Origin of the sequence: Cognatishimia sp. 1_MG-2023, assembly GCF_030548175.1 — a bacterium.
Classification (GTDB): domain Bacteria; phylum Pseudomonadota; class Alphaproteobacteria; order Rhodobacterales; family Rhodobacteraceae; genus Cognatishimia.
The window spans coordinates 435,993-456,336 of record NZ_JAUORX010000001.1 but is presented as its reverse complement, the minus strand read 5'-3'; the positions used below and the strand labels follow the sequence as shown (position 1 = coordinate 456,336).

Annotated in this window: 18 protein-coding genes and 1 tRNA gene; 10 read left to right on the top strand and 9 right to left on the bottom strand. The window is 52.5% G+C overall.

The annotated features are described in order from the left end of the window. Position 1: 1 nt before the first annotated feature. Positions 2 to 88, bottom strand: a tRNA-Leu gene (locus Q4544_RS02235). Positions 89 to 389: 301 nt separating this feature from the next. On the opposite strand from Q4544_RS02235, the gene lipB reads away from it, so the two are divergent. Both lipB and Q4544_RS02225 read left to right on the top strand, forming a co-directional pair. Further along, entirely contained in the window at positions 390 to 1,043 is a 654-nt protein-coding gene (gene lipB, locus Q4544_RS02230; RefSeq protein WP_303503750.1) for a lipoyl(octanoyl) transferase LipB, read from the top strand. A gap of 120 nt (positions 1,044 to 1,163) precedes the next feature. Beyond that, positions 1,164 to 1,643, top strand: coding sequence for a cytochrome c family protein (locus tag Q4544_RS02225; RefSeq protein ID WP_303503748.1), 480 nt, complete (start codon positions 1,164 to 1,166; stop codon positions 1,641 to 1,643). 64 nt (positions 1,644 to 1,707) lie between these two features. On the opposite strand, the gene Q4544_RS02220 is transcribed toward Q4544_RS02225, so the two are convergent. Further along, a complete protein-coding gene (locus Q4544_RS02220; RefSeq protein ID WP_303503746.1) occupies positions 1,708 to 3,195 on the bottom strand; it encodes an inorganic phosphate transporter in 1,488 nt (495 codons plus the stop codon). A gap of 112 nt (positions 3,196 to 3,307) precedes the next feature. Beyond that, positions 3,308 to 3,766 carry an NUDIX hydrolase gene (locus Q4544_RS02215; RefSeq protein ID WP_303503744.1) on the bottom strand — a complete coding sequence of 153 codons (459 nt, stop codon included), beginning with the start codon at positions 3,764 to 3,766 and terminating at the stop codon, positions 3,308 to 3,310. Between the two features lie 436 nt (positions 3,767 to 4,202). Here Q4544_RS02215 and Q4544_RS02210 point away from each other — a divergent pair, with 436 nt between their 5' ends. The 3 genes from Q4544_RS02210 to Q4544_RS02200 all read left to right on the top strand — a co-directional run bounded on the left by Q4544_RS02210 (position 4,203) and on the right by Q4544_RS02200 (position 8,067). Beyond that, a complete protein-coding gene (locus Q4544_RS02210; RefSeq protein ID WP_303503742.1) occupies positions 4,203 to 5,639 on the top strand; it encodes a tetratricopeptide repeat-containing sulfotransferase family protein in 1,437 nt (478 codons plus the stop codon). Positions 5,640 to 5,818: 179 nt separating this feature from the next. After that, the gene (gene ctaD, locus Q4544_RS02205; protein ID WP_303503740.1) at positions 5,819 to 7,498 is read left to right on the top strand and encodes a cytochrome c oxidase subunit I; all 1,680 of its coding nucleotides are present in this window, start codon (positions 5,819 to 5,821) and stop codon (positions 7,496 to 7,498) included. Positions 7,499 to 7,584: 86 nt separating this feature from the next. Then, positions 7,585 to 8,067, top strand: a complete 483-nt coding sequence (locus Q4544_RS02200) for a DUF2244 domain-containing protein (RefSeq protein ID WP_303503738.1) — start codon at positions 7,585 to 7,587, stop codon at positions 8,065 to 8,067. A 13-nt stretch (positions 8,068 to 8,080) separates the two neighbouring features. Here Q4544_RS02200 and Q4544_RS02195 read toward each other — a convergent pair whose 3' ends face one another. Continuing rightward, entirely contained in the window at positions 8,081 to 8,437 is a 357-nt protein-coding gene (locus tag Q4544_RS02195) for a GFA family protein (RefSeq protein WP_303503736.1), read from the bottom strand. A gap of 228 nt (positions 8,438 to 8,665) precedes the next feature. Further along, positions 8,666 to 9,325: a hypothetical protein gene (locus Q4544_RS02190; protein WP_303503734.1), complete on the bottom strand. Its 660-nt coding sequence runs from the start codon at positions 9,323 to 9,325 to the stop codon at positions 8,666 to 8,668. A gap of 70 nt (positions 9,326 to 9,395) precedes the next feature. Between Q4544_RS02190 and Q4544_RS15710 the strand changes: the two genes are divergently transcribed. Next, positions 9,396 to 9,839, top strand: coding sequence for a winged helix-turn-helix transcriptional regulator (locus Q4544_RS15710; protein WP_368411193.1), 444 nt, complete (start codon positions 9,396 to 9,398; stop codon positions 9,837 to 9,839). A 358-nt stretch (positions 9,840 to 10,197) separates the two neighbouring features. Here Q4544_RS15710 and Q4544_RS02185 read toward each other — a convergent pair whose 3' ends face one another. Next, on the bottom strand, positions 10,198 to 11,259 hold the full coding sequence (locus Q4544_RS02185; RefSeq protein ID WP_303503733.1) for an Mrp/NBP35 family ATP-binding protein: 1,062 nt from the start codon (positions 11,257 to 11,259) through the stop codon (positions 10,198 to 10,200). Positions 11,260 to 11,491: 232 nt separating this feature from the next. Here Q4544_RS02185 and Q4544_RS02180 point away from each other — a divergent pair, with 232 nt between their 5' ends. Together Q4544_RS02180 and Q4544_RS02175 are read left to right on the top strand one after the other, a co-directional pair. Then, positions 11,492 to 11,701, top strand: a complete 210-nt coding sequence (locus Q4544_RS02180) for a DUF1127 domain-containing protein (RefSeq protein WP_303503732.1) — start codon at positions 11,492 to 11,494, stop codon at positions 11,699 to 11,701. Positions 11,702 to 12,183: 482 nt separating this feature from the next. Further along, positions 12,184 to 13,251 (top strand): DUF2235 domain-containing protein, encoded by a 1,068-nt coding sequence (locus Q4544_RS02175; RefSeq protein ID WP_407063022.1) that lies wholly within the window; start codon positions 12,184 to 12,186, stop codon positions 13,249 to 13,251. A gap of 3 nt (positions 13,252 to 13,254) precedes the next feature. Here the strand turns inward: Q4544_RS02175 and metF are convergent, their stop codons facing one another. Further along, positions 13,255 to 14,121, bottom strand: coding sequence for a methylenetetrahydrofolate reductase [NAD(P)H] (gene metF / locus Q4544_RS02170; protein ID WP_303503731.1), 867 nt, complete (start codon positions 14,119 to 14,121; stop codon positions 13,255 to 13,257). A gap of 95 nt (positions 14,122 to 14,216) precedes the next feature. Between metF and Q4544_RS02165 the strand changes: the two genes are divergently transcribed. Both Q4544_RS02165 and Q4544_RS02160 read left to right on the top strand, forming a co-directional pair. Continuing rightward, complete coding sequence (locus tag Q4544_RS02165) at positions 14,217 to 15,122, top strand: LysR family transcriptional regulator (protein ID WP_303504004.1); 906 nt, start codon at positions 14,217 to 14,219, stop codon at positions 15,120 to 15,122. 103 nt (positions 15,123 to 15,225) lie between these two features. Next, entirely contained in the window at positions 15,226 to 16,017 is a 792-nt protein-coding gene (locus tag Q4544_RS02160) for an inositol monophosphatase family protein (RefSeq protein WP_303503730.1), read from the top strand. A gap of 63 nt (positions 16,018 to 16,080) precedes the next feature. Here Q4544_RS02160 and Q4544_RS02155 read toward each other — a convergent pair whose 3' ends face one another. Together Q4544_RS02155 and putA are read right to left on the bottom strand one after the other, a co-directional pair. Further along, positions 16,081 to 16,827 (bottom strand): rhomboid family intramembrane serine protease, encoded by a 747-nt coding sequence (locus Q4544_RS02155; RefSeq protein ID WP_303504003.1) that lies wholly within the window; start codon positions 16,825 to 16,827, stop codon positions 16,081 to 16,083. 31 nt (positions 16,828 to 16,858) lie between these two features. Continuing rightward, entirely contained in the window at positions 16,859 to 20,278 is a 3,420-nt protein-coding gene (gene putA, locus Q4544_RS02150) for a bifunctional proline dehydrogenase/L-glutamate gamma-semialdehyde dehydrogenase PutA (protein ID WP_303503729.1), read from the bottom strand. Between the last annotated feature and the right edge of the window lie 66 nt (positions 20,279 to 20,344).

Sequence of the window (20,344 nt, the reverse complement as noted above, 5' to 3'; positions counted from 1 at the left end):
ATGGTGCGGTCGAGAAGACTCGAACTTCCACGGGTGTTACCCCACAGCGACCTCAACGCTGCGCGTCTACCAATTCCGCCACGACCGCACATGACTTGGTGAGCGGGTCTATATCGGGTCGCAAAAAGGATGTGAAGCGTAAATCGGTCTGTGTTTCAAAAAAGAAATACAGTGCACGCCAAAACCCTTAATCCGCGGTAGGATGGTGCTCCTCCACCCAGCGAATATCCCAATTTGAGGGTTTTAAACTTTTATCCGTTCTCACCAATATTTATGCAGGAACAATTGCTTTCTAAGACGGACGTGACATTCTGGTCGCCTCTTACTATGTCTTCGCGTGGAACAAATACGAGGCATTCCCGCCTGCCAGAAGAAAGTGACCCGACCCCATGGTTGAATGGATCATCAGCGACGGTCTGACAGACTATGACGAAGCGGTCACCTTTATGGAGGCCCGCGCCGAAGCCATTCGCGCAGGCGAGGCCGATGAATGCATTTGGCTGGTCGAGCATCCGCCGCTTTATACCGCGGGTACCTCTGCCAAGGCCCAAGATCTGACAGATCCGGATCGCTTTCCTGTCCATACAACCAAGCGCGGCGGGCAATATACTTATCACGGTCCGGGTCAACGTGTGGCCTATGTCATGCTCGATGTTGCCAAGCGTGGCAAAGACGTGCGCGCCTTTGTGCATCAGCTCGAAGCTTGGGTGATTGCGACATTGGATAGTTTCAACATCAAAGGCGAAATTCGCGACGGCCGGGTCGGGGTTTGGGTTACGCGTGACGACAAGCCGCGCACCATCACCGGCGCGCCTGCCGAAGACAAAGTCGCGGCCATTGGCATTCGCTTGCGCAAATGGGTCAGCTTTCACGGGCTATCCATCAACGTTGAACCTGATCTTGAGCATTTCACAGGCATCGTGCCTTGTGGCATCACCGAATACGGCGTGACCTCTTTGGTTGATCTTGGCTTGCCCGTAACCATGGATGATGTGGATGTCGCGCTTAAACAAGCGTTCGAGGACACATTTACCACCTCCTAAACGGCCTATTGCCTTCATTCACATTTGCGCGGAGCCTTGCTGCCGCGCTGATTTGTCCATTGAACATTTCTAAACTCTGGCAGAGTGTGCAGCCAAACGCGCATGACTCAAGAGGAAGCTATGAGAACCATCATTTTGGCTGCAGTTGCAGCTATTGCAGCAACCAGCGCATTCGCAGAGGGCGACGTGACAAAAGGCAAAAAGACCTTTGGAAAATGCAAAGCCTGCCATACCGTTTCTACCCCTGAGGGTGAGGTCTTGCTAAAGGGCGGTCGCACCGGTCCAAACTTGTTCGGTGTGATTGGCCGTCCTGTCGGCACGGCAGATTTCAAATACTCCAAGGCCCTGACTGCAATGAGTGAAAACGGCGTTACTTGGGATGAGGCCTCGCTCAGCGCCTTTATCACCGACCCAAATGGCTACCTGAAAGAGCAGGGGATCAAAGGCAAAACCAAAATGACCTTTAAGCTCAAGAAGGGCGCAGAGGACGTCGCGGCATTCTTAGCTTCATTAAACCCAGCCCCGGCTGAGGACGCAGCAGAAGCGACCGAAGCTGCCGAAGAGCCAACTGAAGCGGGCGAAGCAGCACAAACAAACTAAGCTGCAAAAACAAAAAAGCCCCGCAAGCATTAACTTGCGGGGCTTTTCTTTGCGTAACCGGAATTTACCCGGCGATTGTGTTCAACACAAAGAAGATCAATGCAGACAGCAATGCTGCAGCAGGCACAGTGATCACCCAAGCCGCGGCAATCGTTAAAAAGTGCGACCGGCGCACAAGCTTACGGCGACGACGCTCTTCGCGGGAAAACTGCGTTTGATCCGGTACCGCCATGCGCGCACGCTTCAAACGGCGCTCTGTGTACCACTCGCGGAAAAAGCCAACGCCAAACACACCGCCAACGGCAATATGTGTAGAGCTCACCGGCAGACCCAACCAGCTCGCAACAATCACAGTGATCGCAGCAGATAGGGCCACACAATAAGCACGCATTGGGTTTAGTTTGGTGATCTGATTGCCGACCATCTTGATCAGCTTTGGCCCAAATAGGAACAGGCCAAACGAAATACCAAACGCCCCGATGATCATCACCCAATAGGGGATGCTAACCGCCGCTAGAAAGTCACCCGTTCCAGAGGCCTGAACAATCGCCGCCAATGGACCAACCGCATTGGCAACATCGTTCGCGCCATGCGCAAAGCTTAGCATTGCAGCAGACACAACCAGCGGAATACCAAACAAGACTTTCAAAGATTTGTTGCGGTTCTCCAGCCCTTCGGACTGGCGCTTAATCACTGGAATGGTGATTGCCCAAACCAGAACCGCCGCTGCGGTGCCAATCATCAAAGCGGTTGGCAGATCAATCTTGATGACCTTCTTCAGACCTTTGATCGACAGATAGGCCGCAAAGGCACCCGCCATGATACCGACCAGCACAGGCACCCACTTACGCGCCGCTGCAATCTTGTCTTCTTGATAGATGATGCGAACCTTGATGAACCACAGGAAGCCTGCGGCAATCAAACCGCCCAATACAGGCGAAATAACCCAGCTTGCTGCGATCTTACTCATGGTGCCCCAGCTCACCGCGCCAAAACCGGCCGCCGCAATCCCGGCACCCATCACGCCACCCACAACCGAGTGGGTTGTAGACACAGGCGCGCCGACCCAAGTCGCCAAGTTCACCCAAAGTGCGGCCGCCAATAAGGCCGCCATCATTGCCCAGATAAACGTCGCTGAATCACCTAGTGCTTCTGGATCAATAATGCCCTTGGCAATGGTCTTCACCACGTCACCGCCAGCCAACAAAGCCCCGGCACTTTCAAAGATCGCCGCGATAACAATCGCGCCCGTCATTGATAACGCACCCGCACCCACAGCCGGGCCCATGTTGTTGGCCACATCGTTTGCGCCAATGTTCAGCGCCATATAAGCCCCAAACGCCGCCGCAACGACAACGATCAACGTATTGTTGGATTGTCCGAACAAAAGTGCGGCCGCAAGACCGGCCAATGCGATAAAGACCAAGGCAATGCCACCACCCACAATCGGGCGGGCTGCAAAGGCCGTCGCTTGCTCAAGATTAGACAGGCGACCAAGGTCACGATCCAACGTGTCCAAGTGCCGTGCATCTTGTGAATTCTTGTCTGACATTATGATGTCCCCGTTTTTTGTCGCCTCCGCTTAGGCGGCGAACGGGGTCATTGCAACAAATTCGTAACGGTTTTGTAAAAGTTTTATGACAAAGTGTCAGGCTGAGACGCCTTTAAAAGTTGGCCAAAATCGCCTTTAGCTCAGGTTCGCGCACCAGATTTGCCGCTTCTTCCGCGCTGACCCATTTGCGTTTGCGCTGGTCCGCTTCTGGAAAACTGTCTGACAGTTCTTTGACTTTCACTGGAAAAACAAGCGCTTCCACAGGAACAGTCCAACCGGTCGCTTTCACTTTATCATAGCGATACTGGCCCACAGCTTGATCCTGTGCCTCGCCCTTGGCAACGCCAGCTTCTTCCCAAGCCTCTTGCAAAGCAGCTTGTGCCGAGTTTTTGCCGTTCATGGGCCAACCCTTAGGAATGATCCAACGCCCTGTACCGCGGCTTGTCACTATCAGCACCTTCCGCTCACTCCCTACATCGCGGTAGCACAAAGCCGCCACTTGCAGGCGCCGCGGACGCTGCATCATCGGACGAATAAATTCGCCCCAAACCACTTTGAGTTGCTCGATCACTTTTTTAACTGCCTCGTTTTTTTCAATAAATAGGGGATAAGAACGGAAAAGCCAAGGTGCCGACAGAAAAGAATTGACGTGCACTACAAAATCAGAAGTTGAAATTGGAATCACTCGCGCACCGGTACCACACACCGCATTTGCTAAAGATTGGTAAACAACTCCCCCAATTTCCCCCAAATTCAGCCATTATCGTAAAGACGGTTGTTGCCGCGTTCGCTCCCCGACTTATGCTAAAGCCAAGCCCATTCAAAACGCGCAGTAAGGATTTCGAATGCCAGCAGCCCTTTCAGTCGACAAAACGATGACAAAGGCCAAACAGGCGTCAAAAAACAAGGATTGGGTGACCGCTCAAGCGTTTTACCAACAAGTCCTAGACCGCTTCCCATCTAACAAACGCGCACAAAAAGCCGTGGCTGAATTGCGCCCAATAGCGGTGCCCGAGTTGCTGAACTTGGTAAATGATGCCGAAAAAGACGAAAACTGGCTCGAAGCTAGGCGCTTGTTAGAGGCGGCGTCGACGCTGGCTCCCGAAATCACCCAAATTACCAAGGCGCTATGTGATTGTTTACTGGAATTGGGGGATGCAGAAGAAGCCCTTCGAATAGCTGATCTCCAAATTTTGCAACATCCGAATGATCTCGATTTTTGGAATGTAAAAAGCCGAGCGATGCACGAGCTAAACCGTCCGCATGAAGCGCGTGATGCGGCAAATCGAATGCTAGAGATTTCGCCTGACAACGCGCTTGCTTGGCGTAACCTGGGCCTGGTGGCGCGCTCACTAGGCGATATGAACGAAGCGGAGACATTTTATCTCAAAAGCCTGGAACAGCGACCTAAAGATGTCGCTCTACATTTACAGCTGTCGCATGTACGAAAATACACGGATGATGACCCGCACATTCATCAAATGCGCAGTGCGCTTGCTAAAATCGGCAAAGACAATCCAGCTTCAGGGCTTCTGCACTTTGCCCTGTTTGAGGCGCTGCACGCAGTTAAGCAGCATGATAGTGCTTTTGAACACCTTGCTAAAGGGAATGCCCTGTTATCGAAACGATATGGGTTCGAGCTTCGTCCAAAGTTAGCTCTGGCTGCTTTGACCAAAGCCCTGGTTGCCAAACCTCTGCAGGAACAAGACACACCTTCAGGGCAACGGTTTATATTTGTAACTGGCTTGCCGCGCTCCGGTACTACGTTGACCGAGCGCGTGTTATCGCGCGCGCCAAATGTGCAAGCTTGTGGCGAGCTGTCATTTGTCAAAGAGGCCATTGTTGAGCGATTTGACGCGATTCGAAACCGACCAGATAAAAAACTGACGCCAGACGACGTGCAAATCATGAGGGATCACCTCTTGAAACGGTTCTCTGAAATTAGTGACGGTAGCGAAATACAAATCGACAAAATGCCACTCAACTTCCGTTGGATCGGATTGATCTGCACAGCATTACCAGAAGCAAAAATAGTTCACCTAAACCGAGATCCACGAGCCGTCGCTTGGTCGCTGTATAAACATACCTTCAAACGCGGTTCTCATGATTTCATCTATAAATTCGAAGACATCGCTGGCTATATGGTGCTTCACCGGGATTTAATGAAGCACTGGCGCCATATTTGTGGGAACCGGCTCTTTGATCTGAACTATTCTGACTTAGTATCGGACCAACTGTCGACGACTCAGGCCCTTGCAGAGGCTGTTGGGGTTGAATGGACGCCCGAACTATTATCGCCTGAAAAGGCTACGAATTACGTTAGGACGTCCAGCGCAGGGCAGGTCACAAAGCCGTTGTACACCGGCAGTGACGAAAGCTGGAGAACTTACGAGACACAACTTGCCCCATTAATGCACGCGTTATCCACCTTGGACTTCATTTGAAGTGCCGAATAGTGCGGGCTTCATGCAATTTTCGTTATATTCAGATAAACCGCGTCACTTTTTCTCGGTCTGCGTCAAAGACGGTCATTGCCGCGCAGCAAGATGCACTCTAAAACGAGCAGGAATCCGCGTGAGAGGTGACTCTCGCGCCACTCATGCACTTCAACAGGAGGCGACGCATGGCAGACGCAGCCATTCACGGCCACGAACACGAGGATAACCGCGGTTTCTTTACCCGTTGGTTTATGTCCACGAACCATAAAGACATCGGTCTTCTTTATCTTATTGTATCAGCTTTTGTTGGTTTGATCGCGGTCGCATTGACCGTCGGTATGCGTCTGGAGCTCATGGAGCCGGGCGTACAATACATGTGCCAAGAGGGCGCACGTTTCCTTCAGCTGAACGCAACAACCGAAGGCTGTACGCCTAACGGCCACCTCTGGAACGTTTTCATCACCTACCACGGTGTTTTGATGATGTTCTTCGTGGTTATTCCGGCCCTTTTCGGTGGTTTCGGTAACTTCTTCATGCCGCTTCAAATCGGCGCGCCGGATATGGCGTTCCCACGTATGAACAACCTCAGCTTCTGGCTGTACGTTGCAGGTACGACTTTGGGTGTGGCATCCATGTTCTCACCAGGTGGCAACGGCCAGCTGGGTTCTGGTGTTGGCTGGGTTCTGTACCCGCCGCTCTCCACCAACGAAGCAGGCATGTCCATGGACCTCGCGATCTTCGCGGTTCACGTTTCTGGTGCATCTTCGATCCTTGGTGCGATCAACATCATCACAACCTTCCTGAACATGCGTGCCCCAGGCATGACCTTGTTCAAGGTTCCACTGTTTGCATGGTCCATCTTCGTAACCGGTTGGTTGATCCTTTTGGCTCTTCCAGTTCTGGCCGGCGCGATCACCATGTTGCTGACAGACCGTAACTTTGGCACCACATTCTTTGATCCTGCTGGCGGCGGCGACCCGATCCTGTACCAGCACATCCTGTGGTTCTTTGGTCACCCAGAAGTGTACATCGTTATTCTTCCTGGCTTCGGCATCATCTCTCACGTCATCGCGACATTCGCACGCAAGCCAGTCTTTGGTTACCTACCAATGGTTTGGGCGATCATCGCGATCGGTGGCTTGGGCTTCGTTGTTTGGGCGCACCACATGTACACCGTGGGCATGTCTCTGACGCAGCAATCCTACTTCATGATGGCCACCATGGTCATTGCGGTTCCGACCGGGGTTAAGATCTTCTCTTGGATCGCAACCATGTGGGGCGGCTCGATTGAGTTCAAAGCACCAATGATGTTCGCATTCGGCTTCCTGTTCCTCTTCACCGCTGGTGGTGTAACAGGTGTTGTTCTGTCCCAAGCGGGCGTGGACCGGGCCTATCACGACACATACTACGTTGTGGCACACTTCCACTACGTTATGTCTCTGGGCGCCGTCTTTGCGATCTTCGCAGGCATCTACTTCTACTTCGGTAAAATGACAGGCCGTCACTACCCTGAGCGCGCAGCACAGATTCACTTCTGGCTGTTCTTCATCGGGGCAAACGTTACCTTCTTCCCACAGCACTTCTTGGGTCGTCAGGGTATGCCACGTCGTTACATCGACTACCCAGAAGCCTTCGCATACTGGAACAAGATCAGCTCCTACGGTGCGTTCCTGTCCTTCGCGTCCTTCCTCTTGTTCTTTGGCATCATGTTCTACGCAGTGTTCAAAGGCAAAAAAGTGACCGAGAACAACTACTGGAACGAGTACGCAGATACCCTAGAATGGACTCTGCCATGCCCACCACCAGAGCATACCTTTGAAATCCTGCCAAAGCAGGAAGAATGGGACAAAGCACCGTCTCACTAAGACGCGCTTTAGAAAAAATGACGCAGGGCCTCGAGTTTTCACTCGGGGCCCTTTTTCATGCGCGCCACACAGCTTAGATGTCCGCCATGCCCTACCATTGGTCCAACACGCCCCAAGGCCCTGACGTGCTGTCTCTGACGGCCCATAGGTCATTACCACCACGCGGCTTTGCCCTGATGATCTTACTGACGGCGGGAATGATCTCTTTGCCACTGTTGGGGCTACTGGGCACCGCGCATCTCTGGCAGATGCTGCCCTTTGTGGCAGCCGCCGTCTGGGCGCTGTGGGTGGCGCTAAAACGCTCCTACAAGGATGGCCATGTCGCAGAGCAACTAACGCGGGCAGGGGACGAACTCACTCTTGTGCACAACCCCGCAAGGGGCGAGGCCAAAACATGGCACTGCAACATCTACTGGGTCCGCGCCGAAATGCACAAAGCCGACGGACCCGTGCCCCACTACATCACACTATCCGGCAACGGCCGCACCGTAGAGATCGGCCGCTTCCTCGCCGAAGATGAACGCATCACGCTCTTTGACGAACTCAATCGCTACATCGCCAAAGCCTAGGGTAATGACCTGCTTAGTCGGGCAGATTATAATAATCGCCCTTGGTGTCGGTGAAGATATGCTTGGCTGTCGTCAGCCCTGTGTCGCCATCAAGACTACCCGCCATGATCGAAATCCGATCTTCGCTGTGCATCTTCCAGAACAGTTGACTGCCACAAGTAGAACAAAACCCGCGCTTGGCCTCGGCAGAGCTGTCAAACCAGGTCAGACTTCCCCCGTCTTCAATATGCAACCTATCAACGTCAACCTGCGTTGCAGCCACATAATGCCCAGAGGTCTTTCTGCACTGCGTACAATGACACGCCACAACCGGCCGCGCCGCGCCTTCGATGGTGAACGTCACCTTCCCACACAAACAACTTCCACGCATATCCAAAGCCTCCCTCAAGCTATGTACCATAGCCTAGCCAACGAACCCTGCACCGATAAGCCAAAAGCGACCACTCGTGGTTGCTTTTAAACCAAACGTACAAATGACAACAAGCATCACGGTGTTGGGTGGGGGCGCTTGTGATTGAAAGCAGAGGCGATTTGGCTAGATGACCGCTATGCGGACTCAACGGACGTTTGCGACTCCGCCACAAACGTCCGGTTCAAATTACATGTTAGAAGACGATGCTTGGAAGAACACGGCAGCTATGATTCCAGCAAAAAGTATGTTCATGGATATGTATGCTAGTGTCGCTATCGGCGATAGGAGCGCGACTGGTGCGAGTACGACAAGTGCTCTGGCTAACCACCTTGCACACAAGCCGCCCTTCGTATGCCCGGGTAGCAAAAAAGAAAGGCAAAGAGTCAGAAGAAGGCCGAAATTAAACTTGGTCTGAGTAATTACTGTCTCGAACGTGACCCTACCCATGCTGACCTCATAGCCACGCTCAACTGCTGCTGCCATGGCCAAAATATGGTTGTTCTCGATGAAATCCAGCGACGCAGTCCCTAATGCAGCTACGCAAGCCAATATGCCGACTGGGGTGGTCTGCCCAGTTGCCAGTACCATTGCAAATACCATGATGAGATAGGCAAAAATATAAAGCGTATCAAGTGGATAGATTGCCCTGAGCACTGATGATGAGGTTGCAAGTCTTGCCGCGTATTCGTCGACAGTCCGATAGTTGCGGATGGACTCAAAATCCTGATAACCCGTTCCATTTACCAGTGTTATCCCAACAATTAGGCACACTAGGATGGCGCCGCAGCTTGCCGCGACCGCGACGACCCTGTTGTAGTTTGTGCTAAAAGGTTTGTCCGTCATCATCATTTCTCACCAATGGGTTCCATTATTGAACTCTATTGCCAATTGAGTTCAATAATGCAACCTGCTTTGCATGAAACGACAAGATTTTTCTCAGTGGCCCTGCTCCATTGCACGGGTATCGGATTTGATTGGAGATGGCTGGAGCCCGCTCGTTTTGCGCGACATTGCAGCTGGGCTTTGTACATTCAATGACTTGCAGACCAATCTCAACGTGAGTCGAAATACACTGACGCAGCGGCTGAACCATCTCGTTCAAGTAGGCATGCTCCGACGTGAAAGATATAGCGAGAAGCCTGAGCGGTTTAAGTATTTGTTGACTGAGATGGGCGAAGAGTTTGTGCCAGTACTTCTCACGATGGCGACTTGGGGAGATAAGTGGATATTCAAGGACGCGCCACCTTACAAAGTCAAACATATAACTTGTAATGCAAGTGTGACCGCAGAAGTCCGATGCGCTGAATGCGGCGAAATTATTAAATTTGGGTCGCTGAACTTAGGCAGATCATCCTGTTAGCCTTTGTCGGACAGTCACCGATGGTCCGAGGAATTATGAAAGACGACATTCGCTGCATAGCGGCAAAACTGCAAGACGGGCTCAATCCAGACATTGGCGACCTCACGTTCAGGGGCCCATTCCTCGGCTGTATGCCCCCCCAAAAGTTAACGCACAGGTAACCATTTCAGGCTGATTTGACATGCCTTACCCAATTCTGGGCTTCCGCACCTGCACAGTAATTTTCAATTCACGTAACCACAAAGAACGTTGCATCCGCCACACCGGCAAAGAAAAACGGCCCCCATATGGGAGCCGTTTTCGAATCGTACGTTTCAAGCGCTGAAACGTACGAATTTCCACATTTACGAAGTGTTACTTATGCGATTCCGCGGTCGATCAAGTCCTGCGCAATACGCCCATAAGCCGCTGCGATTGGACCGTCACCTGCCGCAATAGGCGTACCAGAGTCACCAGCCAAACGTGTGTTCAGATCAATTGGCAAAGTCCCCAAAAGCGGAACGCCCAGTTTCTCAGCCTCTGCTGCGACACCGCCAGTCCCAAAGATATGTTCTTCGTGCCCACAGTTAGAACAGATGTGCGTCGACATGTTCTCAACCATGCCTAAAATAGGCGTTTTCAATGAGTTAAACATATCAATCGCCTTACGCGCATCGATCAATGCAACATCCTGCGGTGTGGACACAAGGATCGCGCCAGCCAATTCTGTTTTTTGGCAAAGTGTCAGCTGCACGTCACCTGTTCCTGGTGGCAGATCGACGATCAGAACGTCCAATTCACCCCATTGAACCTGTCCCAACATCTGCTGAAGTGCGCCCATCAACATCGGGCCACGCCATACAACGGCCTTGTCCGGGTCCAGCATAAAGCCGATGGACATAAGCGTAACACCATGAGATTCCAACGGAATAATGGTTTTGCCATCTGGGGAGGAGGGGCGTTTCTGAATGCCCATCATACGTGGTTGGGATGGGCCATATATATCAGCGTCTAATAGGCCAACCTTTTTGCCCTGTTTAGACAGCGCAACAGCAAGGTTGCTCGAAACCGTAGATTTCCCAACGCCGCCTTTGCCCGAACCAACCGCAATAATACGTTTGACGCCCGGAATTTTCATCGGTCCGTCTTGCGGTTTTGGGTGGCCGCCAACTTTTAGAGACGGAGGGGCTTTTTCCTCATGCGCGGTCAAAGCTGCGGACACCGATGCGACACCGTCGATCTGTCCAACAACCTGTTCCGTCGCTCGACGCAGGCCTTCCATCTGGCGCGCAATCTCGGGCGAGGGGGCTTCGATCACAAACCGAACCGCGTCCCCATCAATTGTAAGGGCCCGGATCATGTCCTGACTGATCAAGTTCCCGCCACCAGGCAAGCCAAGACTCGCCAATGCATCTTTTACCTGCTGCTCACTAACCGCCATAAAACCTCTCCGTTATTTAGGCGCCACTAAGCCAGAGATCGCGCCGAGCGCAACAATTATCATTTTTTTGTCGCAATAGAATCGCGCAAAACGCCGCGAAACGTCTAAAATATAGGTCAGCGTCTGCTATTCATTTTCTGCATAGCAGCATTGCAATGGTGTTTGTTGTGCAGCTGCAGCAACTTCTTATATGTTGATCACAACAAAGACGAGTTAACGAAAGTTTAAGAACATGGCATACGCAGCGAACTACAACGCCTCCGCAATTCACACCGCACCTGGCGGTTCTTTCTTTGCGGGCCTGGTAGCTAAGTTCAACCAGTACATGCTGTTCCGTAAAACTGTAGCAGAGCTTAGCTCGCTATCTAACCGCGAACTTTCCGATCTGGGTTTGTCCCGTTCGGGCATCAAAGCCACCGCAATCGAAGCGGTTTACGGCTAAAAATTACAGTTTCGAAGGGCCTCTCCTCCTCCCTGGCTCTTCGAGAATAGCGGCGACATCCTCCTCCTCCCTGATGTCGTCGCAGTTATTCCGGGCTCAACGCCCACAGAATTCAAGGGTCTCGTCCTCCTCCCTAGAGATCCTTGGTGCAAGACCGGTGGCGCTCTCCTCCTCCCTGCGTCACCGGACCTGAATTACGGACCTACGGTCCAGACATGCAGATGGCCTCCTCCTCCCTGGCCAGATGCTCAAAAGAACGGTGGCGCCCTTCCTCCTCCCTGGCGCCGCCGTTTTTTTATGTGCAAATTCCATTGAAATTCTCAATTTCGGCATGCTTGTGCCTAGGTTGGCTGACAGCCTGAACGTGTTACACTTGAAATGAAGCGTCACGCGAAGTTGCGTCTGGGTCAGGTGAACTGTGAACGTAAAAACCTTATGTTAAGTGTGTAGGGCGCTAATATTGGTGCCAGAGTAGGAAAGAAATGAAACTGTCACGCCTGACATTAATGATGCAGTCCCTGTTCCGCCGCAAAGTGTCGGGACCGACCAAGGCTGGGCCACGTCGAGAGCCGCAGATTCACGTTATTATTCTTGATGGCACGATGTCCTCTATGGCGGAAGGTATGGAAACCAACGCTGGGCACGCCTATCGGCTTGTTAGCGAACTGATCCCGCCTGTATCGCTATATTATGAGGCCGGAGTGCAATTCACCCGCTGGCGGAATGCGCCAGATGTGATGATGGGGCGGGGGATCAACCGCCAAATTCGCCGCGCTTATGGCTTTCTGGCCTCCCGGTACCATCCCGGCGATAAGATTTTTCTAATGGGATACTCTCGTGGGGCCTACGCGGTGCGGTCGCTTGCTGGCGTGATTGACCAAGTTGGATTACTCTCCGCTGAACACGCAACAGAACGCAATGTCCGTTTGGCTTACCGCCATTATGAAAGTGACCCGACCAGCAGTTCCGCTGATGATTTCGCCCAGTTGTATTGCCATGACAGCGTTAAGATCGAGATGATTGGCGTTTGGGATACAGTCAAAGCATTGGGCATCCGGCTTCCGGTTCTCTGGCGTTGGTCCGAAGAAAAACACAAGTTTCACAACCACCATTTGGGCGAAAGCGTGAAACATGGTTTCCAAGCCCTTGCGATGGACGAGACCCGCATGGCCTATGAACCAGTCTTGTGGGAATGCCGTGACGATTGGTTGGGTAAGTTGGAACAAGTTTGGTTCAAGGGGTCACACTCTGACGTCGGAGGTCACCTTGACGGGCATGAAGCGACTCGTCCACTGTCCAATATTCCATTGGTTTGGATGATGGAGAGGGCAGAAACTTGCGGGCTTCCCTTGCCATCCGATTGGCGCAGCCGTTTTCCACAAAATGCCCAAGCACCGTCTATTGGCACATGGCGCGGTTGGGGCAAGATTTTCTTACTGCGAAGCCGTAGAAAGATTGGACTTGATAGATCCGAGCGTATTCATGAATCGGTAGAGCCTAAACCGGAAAAACAAGACCGGTTTAAGCTACCATTTCGAAAGCGCGCTTAGGTCTTAGGCAACATTTTCTAACTTAGATTCTGGTGTAATCCCCAGCGCGTGGCAAACGTCACGTGTCAGTTCTGGGCGGTTCAGCGTATAGAAGTGCAGGTTATCTACGCCCTCATCCATCAGGTCGCTGCACAATTCACTGCAAAGCGATGTCGCGAGCAAATCTTGACGGTCGTCGCGAATAGCCTTTTCAAAAGCATCGTCCAGCCATGCTGGCACTTGTGTGCCGCAGCGCTGCGCAAAGCTCCGCACGCCTTTCCAGTTTTCGATCGGCAAAATACCCGGAACAATCGGCGCATCAATTCCTGCTTTTACACAAGCGTCACGGAACCTTAGGAAAGCTTCTGGTTCAAAGAAAAATTGCGTCAGCGCCTCGGAAGCACCCGCATCTATTTTCGCCTTCAGCCAATCAATATCGGCTTTCTGATCCACGGCTTCTGGGTGTTTTTCAGGGTACGCGCCAACGCGAATGTCGAATGTGCCTTTGGCTGCAAGCGCTTCAATCAACTCAACACTATTGGCAAATCCCTCTGGATGAGGGGTAAAACCGCTGCTTCCCTTCGGAGGGTCACCTCGCAGTGCCACGATTTCAGAGACGCCAGCTTCCGCGAAGCCATCTGCGATTTCTAGTGTTTCCGCTTTTGTCGCGTCAACGCAGGTCAAATGCGCGGCTACGTTCAAACCGCTGGATTTATGCAAGGTAGCAACGGCGTCCCGCGTTAACTCACGCGTAGTTCCACCTGCGCCATAAGTCACAGAGACAAAGCGTGGTTTAAGCGGAGCGAGCACTTGCACAGTATCCCAAAGGCGAAACGATCCTTCGAGGTTTTTTGGCGGGAAGAACTCAAGCGAAATTTTTGGCGCGGTCATTTTTCAGGTCCATTCTGATGTTGCCCCCTTGTCGCACAACTCTAGTTGTGAGAAAACTTCATAATACTCAACAACAATATGAGCTTCACATGAAGATGCATATCGAATTCCGTCACCTACGCACCGTGAAAGCGATTCACGAATGCGGTGGCTTGGCGCGTGCCGCAGATAAATTGAGCATTACGCAATCGGCTTTGTCCCACCAAATCAAGGGCTTAGAAGCGCAGACAGGTGTAGAGCTTTTCGTGCGCCGTTCAAAGCCGATGAAGCTGTCAGCGGCTGGTTTACGGTTTTTGCGCCTTGCTGAGCGGATTTTGCCAGAAGTTGAAGCACTAGAAGACGAATTCAATGGATTACGTGATGGCAACTCTGGTCGCCTTCATATCGCAATTGAATGTCACGCTTGCTTTGAATGGCTCTTTCCGGTGCTTGAAAAGTTCCGCAAGAAATGGCCGGATGTAGATGTCGATATTCGCCCAGGCCTCGCGTTTGATGCAATGCCCGCGTTGCAAAAAGAAAATGTCGATCTGGTTGTATCCTCTGATCCAGAGGACATGCCAGGTGTCGAATTCACGCATTTGTTTGACTACAACCCCGTCTTTGTAGCTTCCAGCGGGCATCCGCTTGCACAAAAAGAGTGGGTTGATGCCGAGGATTTCCGCGGCGAAACGCTGATCACTTATCCGGTAGAACGTACGCGCTTGGACATTTTCAGCCAGCTATTGATCCCAGCCAAAGTCGAACCAGAGCGTGTGCGCCAAGCCGAGTTAACCGCTGTGATCCTGCTGCTGGTTGCATCAAATCGCGGAATTTCTGTCCTGCCAGACTGGGTTGTTCGCGAAGTGAAATACAACTCTGACTATGTGACGCGCCCGCTCACAGAAAAGGGCCTGACACGTGGTCTTTATGCAGCAACTCGACAAGACGATCTGAACAAAGCGTATATGCAAGACCTGATTGAACTCGCCGGACAAGAGGCAAGACGTCTACAAAGCGTTTAAAGCACGAAAACCCCCAATAATTCGACGAAATCCACCCCATATGGCCTTGGCAAATGGGGCGGCGGGGCGTAAAAGCGCGCTCTGATGTCATAGGAGCCAAAGCATGGTGGGCAGCGCCAATCTTAACGTAATGATGAAAGCCGCCCGTAAAGCTGGGCGCTCATTGGTCAAAGACTTCCGCGAAGTTGAGAACCTACAGGTTTCGATGAAAGGCGCTGGCGATTTCGTTAGCCGCGCTGACGTCGCCGCAGAAGAAATCATCAAAGAAGAATTGATGGCTGCGCGTCCAACATATGGTTGGCTTGGCGAAGAAGGCGGCGGCGAAGAGGGCAAAGACCCGACACGTCGCTGGATCGTTGACCCGCTGGATGGCACAACCAACTACCTTCACGGTATGCCACATTGGGCAGTTTCTATCGCGCTGGAACACAAGGGCGAAATCGTCGCTGGTGTGATCTTTGACGCAGCAAAAGACGAAATGTTCTACGCCGAAAAAGGCGAGGGCGCGTGGCTGAACGATAGCAACCGTCTACGCGTTTCTGGCCGTAACCGCATGATTGAATCTGTTTTCGCAACGGGCGTTCCTTTCGGCGGTCGCAAAGAATTGCCTGACACATTGAAAGACCTCGCGCGCTTGATGCCTGCGACGGCTGGCGTGCGCCGCTGGGGCGCTGCGTCGCTGGATATGGCATATGTCGCTGCTGGCCGTTACGAGGGCTACTGGGAGCGCGGCTTGAACGCTTGGGATGTTGCTGCTGGCATCATCATCGTCAAAGAAGCTGGCGGTTTTGTACAAGCGGTTAATCCCGATGATACCGTACTCGATAGTGGAACTGTGCTTTGCTCAAACGAACCAATTTTTGACCAATTCGCAAAAGTCATTCGCAACACCTAAGCGGTTGCAAATATTTGACGAAAGGCGCCCTTGGGCGCCTTTTTTGTTTCAAGAGACGCGCAGTTATCTACCGCGTCTCACGCTTGGAATGGAACTTTGTTTAAACTTGTATTTGGCATCGGGATGCGGTGGTTTCCCTTGGGTTGTTTGCCAGTAGGCCATCCCGCCATTTCTTAACCAAACAGGAATGGTTAGTAAAAAGCCAATCACAAACCCACCTGCATGCGCCCAATAGGCGACACCGCCAGAGGCTGCATCAACAGCAACACCATTCACCAATTGCAAAGCAAACCAAAGCCCGAGCATCACCCATGCTGGGATCGAGAATACTTTGAAGAAAATGATCAAAATCAAAAGTATATCGACACGCGCCTTTGGATAAAGCAACAGATAGCCGCCCATAACGGCTGCAATTGCGCCAGATGCGCCGACTGTTGGAATACCACTTAGCGGCTCTGAAATGACCTGCGCCAAGCCAGCGCCGATACCGCCAGCCAGATAGAACAGGGTAAACCCAATATGCCCCATCTCATCTTCGAGATTGTCCCCAAAGATCCAGAGGAAAAGCATGTTCCCGGCAAGGTGCATAAACCCGCCATGCAAGAACATAGAGGTAAAGAGCCCCTGAATGTCTTGCCCAGTTGAAACCCGATTGGGGAACATGGCGTAGTCTGAATAAAAGGCAGCCAATCGGGCAGGTTCGCCCTCTAACGGCCAAGAAAAGAGGAAGATCGCCACGTTAGCGGCGATCAACACATAGGTCACATAGGGAATGCGGCCAGATGGGTTATGGTCACGGATCGGAAACATAACGCCACGCTGGCCGGAAAGACGGTAGGCGTCAAGCCATCCCGCCAAGAAGTGCTGCGTTACCGCCAGCTGCTGTTGTGTCCACACACACGTGGCGTTCAGACCGCGCGCGCGCTTCATCAGGTGCGCCAGTGATCAGCGGAACAATGATCCGGTCACGTCCGGCCAATGCCAGTTCGTATTCACGAGCCTTTGCATCATCACCCCACCAAATTACGCCAGAGAACCCTTCCAAGCTAGAGAGAGTTACAGCAGAGACATCGCCGGTCGCGACGGCCGCACGGCCCCCAAGGTCAGTGATCGCCTTTGCTTGCGCGTCAGCGGCTTCTTTTCCTGGACCGAGGCACAGAACAGGAGGGCGCGCCATTGTGGACAGGCGGTTGGATTCACCTGTTGGGCCAGGCAGCGAAGTGGTGACACTCGGCGCGCCTTCTGGCGATGTGTTGATCGCTTTCTGCATCGCTTCTGTCGCCATTGTGCCCGACCAAGCGCCATCAGCCTTGACTGGCTCAACCGCAAGGAACCGCGACAGATACAGCGGACCGCCAGCTTTCGGGCCAGTACCAGAAAGGCCTTCACCGCCAAACGGTTGGCTGCCCACGATCGCACCAATTTGGTTGCGGTTGACGTAAACGTTGCCTGCGTGGATCGCATCAGACACATGCTGCACCCGGTCATCAATCCGTGTTTGCAGACCAAAGGTCAGGCCGTAGCCTGTGGCATTGATCGCATCGACGACATCATCAATTTCTGTCGCTTTGAATGTCGCAACATGTAAAACCGGACCAAAGATTTCCTTTTCAAGATCACCAATGGCATTCACACGGATCATCGTCGGAGCAACAAACGAACCAGTCTGAGGTGTCGCAAGTTGATAGATGACACGCCCTTCGGCCTCGGCTTCTTCGATGTGCGCTGCGATTTCAGTTTGTGCCGCTGTATCAATGACAGGACCGGAATCTGTTGAGTATTCCCAAGGATTGCCAAGTGACAATTCCTTCATTGCGCCTTTCAGCATATCAAGCAGGTTGTCCGCGATGTCCTCTTGGACATACAGACAACGCAGCGCAGAACAACGCTGACCAGCGGATTGGAACGCGCTTTCTACAATCGCGGTCACAGCTTGCTCAGGCAAAGCAGTGGAATCCACGATCATCGCGTTCATGCCACCAGTTTCAGCAATCAGCGGTGCACCCGGGGCCATTGAGCCTGACATGGCTGCACGAATACGCTGTGCTGTGTCTGTGGAACCAGTGAAGCAAACACCGTTTACACGAGGATCAGAGGTGATAGCCGCGCCGACTTTTGACCCAGAACCCGGAACAAATTGCAGCGCGGACCGCGGAACACCTGCTTCGTGCAGCAGTTTGACAGCCTCAAAGGCGATCAGCGGAGTTTGGTCCGCAGGTTTTGCCAAGACAGCATTGCCAGCGGCAAGAGCTGCAGAAATCTGACCTGTGAAAATCGCCAATGGGAAGTTCCAAGGGCTAATGCAAGAGAATACGCCAGCAGGCGCCTGAACCGGTGCATTCGCTGCGTAATAACGCAAGAAATCAACAGCCTCGCGTAGCTCGGCCACTTGGTCCAGTGGCGTTTTGCCTGCTTCACGGGCCAAGATGGCATAGAACTGGCCAACGTTCTCTTCAAAAAGGTCAGCAGCTTTGCTCAGAACAGCTGCGCGTTCTTCAGGGCTTGCATCCCAAGGCTTAGCTGCAGCCAATGCAACCTCAACAGCTTCCGCTGTTGCATGGCGCACGGTGCCCAGTTCGTCTGACGGTTGGAACGGGTTGGACACGGGCTGCGGATCCAGCGTCGGAGCATCAGAGGCCAGCAATGGTTCCGCATGCCATGTTGCAGTGCGGAACGGGTTACGTGCGGCATCTACTTTTTCGATCGTTGCAACATCACGCAAATCGTAACCGATAGAGTTCACACGCTCTGGCGCGAATAGCTCTGGGCCCGTTGGCAATGGTGTGTGGTCTTCTTCGTAAGTCTCGAAAGGATCACGCGAAACAACTTCTGGTGCCACATCTTCGTCAACGATTTGGTTCACAAAAGAGCTGTTCGCACCGTTTTCCAGCAGGCGACGGACCAGATAGGCCAGCAAATCGCGATGCGCGCCAACCGGTGCATAGATACGGCAACGTGTTTTGTTTTCGTCCAAAACGATGCCATGCAGGCTTTCGCCCATGCCATGCAAGCGTTGGAATTCAAATGCATCTTTGTCGTCTGCCATGTCCAAAATGGCCGCAACAGTATGTGCGTTATGTGTCGCAAACTGAGGGTAAATCCGGTCAGTCATCCCCAACAGCTTTTTCGCATTGGCCATATAGCTAATGTCTGTCGCAGCTTTAGAGGTAAAGACAGGGAAGCCATCAATGCCTTGTACCTGCGCGAGTTTGACTTCGGTATCCCAATAGGCCCCTTTCACGAGGCGAACCATGATCTTACGATCCAACCGGGTCGCCAGTTCGTATAGGTAATCCAAAGCCGCACCCGCGCGTTTGCCGTAGGCTTGAACCACAACGCCAAAGCCATCCCATCCAGCCAATGCTGGTTCGGCTAGAACGGTTTCGATCACATCCATGGAAATCGACAGACGATCCGCTTCTTCCGCGTCAATGTTCAGACCCATGCCCGCAGATTTTGCAAGCAATGCCAGGGAACGTAAACGTGGGACAAGTTCATCCATCACTCGCTGACGCTGACCAATTTCATAACGTGCATGTAGTGCGGATAGCTTAACAGAGATGCCTGGATTGTCGCGGATGTCATCGTTTGTGCAGGCGGCTGCGATTGCTGTGATCGCGCGAGAATAGGCCAAGTGATAGCCCATCGCATCCGCATCAGTTTTCGCACCTTCGCCAAGCATATCGTAGGAATAAGAATAGCCTTTGGCTTCCAAATTCGCAGCGCGTTTCATCGCTGATGTGATGGTTTCACCCAAAACAAACTGACGGCCCATTTCCTTCATGGCACGGCCTACGGCGGCCCGGATCACTGGCTCGCCCAAACGCTTTACTGCGCCGCGCAATGCGCCAACGATGCCTTTGTTTTCGTCATCCAGGACTTTGCCAGTCAGCATCAATGCCCAGGTAGAGGCGTTTACCAAAGAGGATGTGGAATGCCCCAGGTGTTTACCCCAGTTCGAAGGTGCGATTTTATCTTCGATCAATGCATCAATGGTTTCTGCATCAGGAACCCGTAGCAGAGCTTCGGCCAAGCACATCAATGCGATGCCTTCGTCTGTGGACAGGCCGTATTCGGCAAGGAACACTTCCATTAGGCCGGGCTGAGTCTTGCCGCGAATTTTACGCACAAGATTAGCACCTTTTTCAACGATCCGGGCACGATCTTGATCACTAAGACCCGTCTCTTCCTTAAGGCGCGCCACCAAGGCAGCTTCGTCAGTGTATGTCGTGGTATCGATCAGGCGGCGGTGCGATGTCATTAGTGAGCTCCATAAAATTTAGGGCAGTGTACCGCGAATTTGATAGTCGATTTCTCCTTTCCTTTG